Source organism: Kribbella albertanoniae, assembly GCF_004348455.1.
GTDB classification, from domain to species: Bacteria; Actinomycetota; Actinomycetes; order Propionibacteriales; family Kribbellaceae; genus Kribbella; species Kribbella albertanoniae.
The window spans coordinates 1-3,833 of sequence record NZ_SMKA01000445.1; the positions used below are offsets into that span (position 1 = coordinate 1).

Genomic DNA, 3,833 nt, shown 5'->3' on the forward strand with positions numbered 1-3,833 from the left:
GGGGTTAGGGGGCGGCTTCGGTGCTGATCAGGATGACCGTGCTGTCTGGCGCCAGGGGCAATCGGGGGCGGGCGGCTCGGATGCCTGCGAGTGCGGCTGCCCCGCTTGGTCCGGACGAGATGCCTGCCGCGCCGAGGTCGGCTGATGCCTGTAGCGCTGCGTCGTCGTCGACGGTGATTGCGTGGTCGAGGCCAGCTGACAGGACCGGCCAGGCGAGGGTTGAGGGTGTGCCGCAGTTGAGGCCGGCCATGACTGTCTTTGAGGTTGGGATGCTCAGCAGGTTTCCTGCGAGGAGGCTAGTGGTTACGCAGGAGGCGGCTGCCGGTTCGACGCCGAGGATCATCGGCGCGGGTGCCTCGCTGCGGAAGTGGGTGACTGCCGCTTGTGCGACCGACCCGACCCCCATTGGTACGACGACCAGGTCAGGCTCGGTGGAGATCTCGCGGAACAGCGTCGAGTACCCGTCCACGATCAGCTGCGGCACCACCTCGTACCCGCGCCATGCCGAGTCCTGGATCAGCAACCGCCCATCTCCAGCCTGCGCAGTCCCCGCGTACGCCGCCGCCTCCGCCACCGCGTCGTCGTACGAGCCCGGTACAACGCTCACCGTCGCGCCCTCGGTCCGAATCGCAGCGATCGCCGCCGCGCTCACCACGTCCGGCACGAACACGTGGGCGGACAGACCGAGCATCGCCGCCCGCCGAGCGACCGCGCGACCGTGGTTCCCGTCGGTCGCGGTGACGAGTGAGGCCGTGTCAATCTGCAGCGCACGATGGATCGCCCACCACGCACCCAGCGCCTTGAACGCCGGCAGACCGAGCCGCTGCGACTCGTCCTTGACCAGCACCTGCCCGACGCCCAGCTCCGCGGCGAGCGACGGAACGGACGTCAGCGGAGTCGGCCGGTACGCCGGAAGGCTCTGATGGAACGCGAGCACCTCGACCGGGGCAGGCGTCGTCCGCCACTCCCGGGCAGGAGGGTTGGAGTACCAGGCCAACTACGCGACCAGTGCGAAGGCGCCGTACTGGGCGGTCGGCGACGAGCTGACCGAGCGCGGTGCGGACTGTGCCACCCGGATCGAGGTCGTCTGCAGCGAGATCGGCAGCGTGGCCCGGACCGCGGTGGCCAGGTCGAACTGGACCTCGTTCAGCAGGTCGGTCAGCTCCAGCTCGAGGGCGCGGCAGATCGCGGCCAGGATCTCGGAGGACGGCTCCTTGCGGCCACGCTCGATCTCGGACAGGTAGGGCACCGACACCTGCGCCCGCTCGGCCAGCTCGCGCAGGGTGATCCCGCGCTCGCGCCGCAACCGACGGAAGACGTTCCCGATCACCTCGCGTAACAACACGTGTGGCCCTCCTCGGCTCCGATGTCCTGTACCGAGTGTGCCATCCCGGCGGGCTCTGCGGTGGGCAGATCTGCCACGGGCAGATTCCGGGGCCTGATCCGGCCGTCCGCCCGCACTCTGGACACCATGAGCGAGCTACTGAACAACCTCGGCAAGAACGTCTACGAACGCCTGATGTGGCAGCGCATCCTCGTCCTCGGCGACGAGCTGAAGGAGGAGAACGCCAACGCCCTCTGCGCCCAGCTGTTGCTGCTGAACGCCGAGGACCCACGGGCGGACATCTCGCTCTACATCAACTCACCGGGCGGCTCGGTCTCGGCCGGCCTGGCGATCTACGACACGATGAACTTCATCAGCAACGACGTGGCGACGTACGGGATGGGCCTGGTCGCGTCGATGGGACAGGTGCTGCTGACCTGCGGTACGCCGGGCAAGCGGTTCGCGCTGCCGCATGCGCGGATCATGATGCATCAGCCGACCGGCGGCATGGGCGGTACGGCGAGTGACATCAAGGTGCAGGCCGAGCAGGCGATCAAGGCCCGTGAAGACCTGGCCCAGCTGATCGCGGAGCGGACCGGGCAGCAGCTGGAGCGGATCACCACGGACTTCGATCGCGACCGCTGGTTCACTCCGGAGGCCGCCCGGGAGTACGGGATCGTGGACCAGGTGCTTACGCGGCCGGCCGCCGTACCGGCTTGAGGGCTTGTTCGAGGTCGGCGGTGATGTCCTCGGGGTCCTCGAGGCCGAGGGAGAGCCGGAGGAGGGCGTCCGAGGGCTTGGCGGTGGCCTCGACCAGGCGGTGGGTGAGCGCGGCCGGGTGCTGGATGAGCGTGTCCACGCCGCCCAGTGAGACCGCGTGCGTGATGAGCTGCAGGTTGCCGGCAACAGCGGCCGCCGCTTCGTAGCCACCAGCGACGGTGAAAGCCAGTACGGCGCCCGGCCCGGACATCTGCCGGCCGACCAGCTCCAGCGGGTCGGAGAGGCCGGGGTAGTAGACCCGCTCAACGGCCGGCTGGGCGGACAGCCAGTCGGCCACCTTGCCAGCGGTGGCCTGCTGCGCCCGCACTCGCACCGGCAGCGTCTGCAGTCCCCTGTGCAGTTCGTACGCCGCCAACGGGTGCAGCAGGCCACCTGTTACTGCGCGGATCTGCCGGAGCCGGCCGACCCAGTCCCGGCCGGCCGCTACGACGCCGCCCATGACGTCGCCATGACCACCCAGGTACTTCGTTGCCGAGTGCAACACCAGGCTCGCCCCGTGCCGAGCCGGTTGCTGCAACACCGGAGTCGCGAAGGTGCTGTCCACCAACACCGGTACGTCGCCCGCCTGCCGAACCGCCGCAGCGATGTCGACGAGTTCGACCGTGGGGTTGGCCGGGGTCTCGAGAATGACCAGGCCGGTGTCGGCGCGGACGGCCGCGGCGATCTCAGTCGCCCGGACGAAGCTGACAGTTGTCCCCAGGAGGCCTGTGGATAACAAGTGGTCGCTGCCGCCGTAGATGGGCCGGACGGCGATCACGTGCGGGCGACCGGCGGCGACCGTGGCGAGCAGGCAGGCGGTGAGCGCGGCCATCCCGGAGCCGAACGCCACCGAGCCGTCGGTCTGCTCGAGCTCCGCGAGCGCGTCCTCGAACCGGGCCACGGTCGGGTTCCACAGGCGCTGGTAGACGAGGCTGCCGCCGTCCGGGCCGTTGCCCTGGGCGAGTTCGTCGTACGACGCACCGCCGGTCCCGACATCGGGGAGCGGGTAGGTCGTGGACAGGTCGATCGGCGGGACGTGCACCCCGAGGGCGGTCAGGTCGTCGCGGCCGGCGTGCACCGAGCGGGTGTCGAGCTGCATGACGCCTCCCAAAGTTATCCACAGGCACTGGCGGTCTTGAGGATGGAATCTTCTGCGGTTGAGGCGCAATAGTTCCGAAGAAAATTCGTCCACAGGGATGTCCACACGCTGTGGATTCTGTGAACACGCTCTACAGTGCTGGTATGCCGAAGGATCGCCGGAGCCCCGGACCGGCCCCTCGGGCGGTGCCGGGCGCAGGTCCGGGCGGCCTGGACGAGGTGGACCGCGAGCTGGTCCGGCTACTCACCGTCGATGGACGGATGCCGAACAACGCCCTCGCCGAGGCGACCGGGATCGCGCCGTCGACGTGTCTGACCCGCGTCCGCGCACTGCGCGAACGCGGCGTGATCCGCGGTTTCCACGCCGACGTGGATCTGGGCGCGCTGGGTCAGCCCCTGCAGGCGCTCATCGCGATCCGGATCAGCACGCACTCGCGCGACGAGATCGATCGCTTCCGCGCCAAGGTCCCCGGACTACCCGGCGTACTGTCCCTCTTCCACGTCAGCGGCGCCAACGACTACCTGCTGCACGTCTCGGCAGCCTCCCCCGACGCCCTCCGCGAGTTCGTCCTCGACCACCTGACGGCGGATTCGGCGGTAGCCCACGCCGAAACCAGTCTCATCTTCGAACACGTCCGAGCCACCCCAGCCC

The 3,833-nt window shown here is 69.3% G+C and carries 5 protein-coding genes; 2 read left to right on the top strand and 3 right to left on the bottom strand.

All coding sequences use genetic code 11. The features are described from left to right. Positions 1-4: 4 nt before the first annotated feature. Both E1261_RS43775 and E1261_RS43780 read right to left on the bottom strand, forming a co-directional pair. Entirely contained in the window at positions 5-997 is a 993-nt protein-coding gene (locus E1261_RS43775; RefSeq protein WP_238176831.1) for a pyridoxal-phosphate dependent enzyme, read from the bottom strand. Beyond that, positions 998-1,345, bottom strand: coding sequence for a helix-turn-helix domain-containing protein (locus E1261_RS43780; RefSeq protein ID WP_132416132.1), 348 nt, complete (start codon positions 1,343-1,345; stop codon positions 998-1,000). It abuts the gene before it with no gap. Positions 1,346-1,471: 126 nt separating this feature from the next. Here E1261_RS43780 and E1261_RS43785 point away from each other — a divergent pair, with 126 nt between their 5' ends. Continuing rightward, positions 1,472-2,044: a ClpP family protease gene (locus E1261_RS43785; RefSeq protein WP_132416134.1), complete on the top strand. Its 573-nt coding sequence runs from the start codon at positions 1,472-1,474 to the stop codon at positions 2,042-2,044. On the opposite strand, the gene E1261_RS43790 is transcribed toward E1261_RS43785, so the two are convergent. Next, complete coding sequence (locus tag E1261_RS43790) at positions 2,016-3,182, bottom strand: trans-sulfuration enzyme family protein (protein WP_132416136.1); 1,167 nt, start codon at positions 3,180-3,182, stop codon at positions 2,016-2,018. The genes E1261_RS43785 and E1261_RS43790 overlap by 29 nt on opposite strands. A 143-nt stretch (positions 3,183-3,325) precedes the next feature. On the opposite strand from E1261_RS43790, the gene E1261_RS43795 reads away from it, so the two are divergent. After that, positions 3,326-3,833, top strand: a 508-nt coding sequence (locus E1261_RS43795) for an Lrp/AsnC family transcriptional regulator (RefSeq protein WP_132416138.1), incomplete at its 3' end; no start/stop codon positions are given.

What these genes read in the sequence shown, in the direction of transcription:
- E1261_RS43790 (WP_132416136.1), bottom strand. Translation starts at nt 3,182, where the DNA reads ATGCAGCTCGACACCCGCTCGGTGCACGCCGGCCGCGACGACCTGACC.
- E1261_RS43785 (WP_132416134.1), top strand. Translation starts at nt 1,472, where the DNA reads ATGAGCGAGCTACTGAACAACCTCGGCAAGAACGTCTACGAACGCCTG.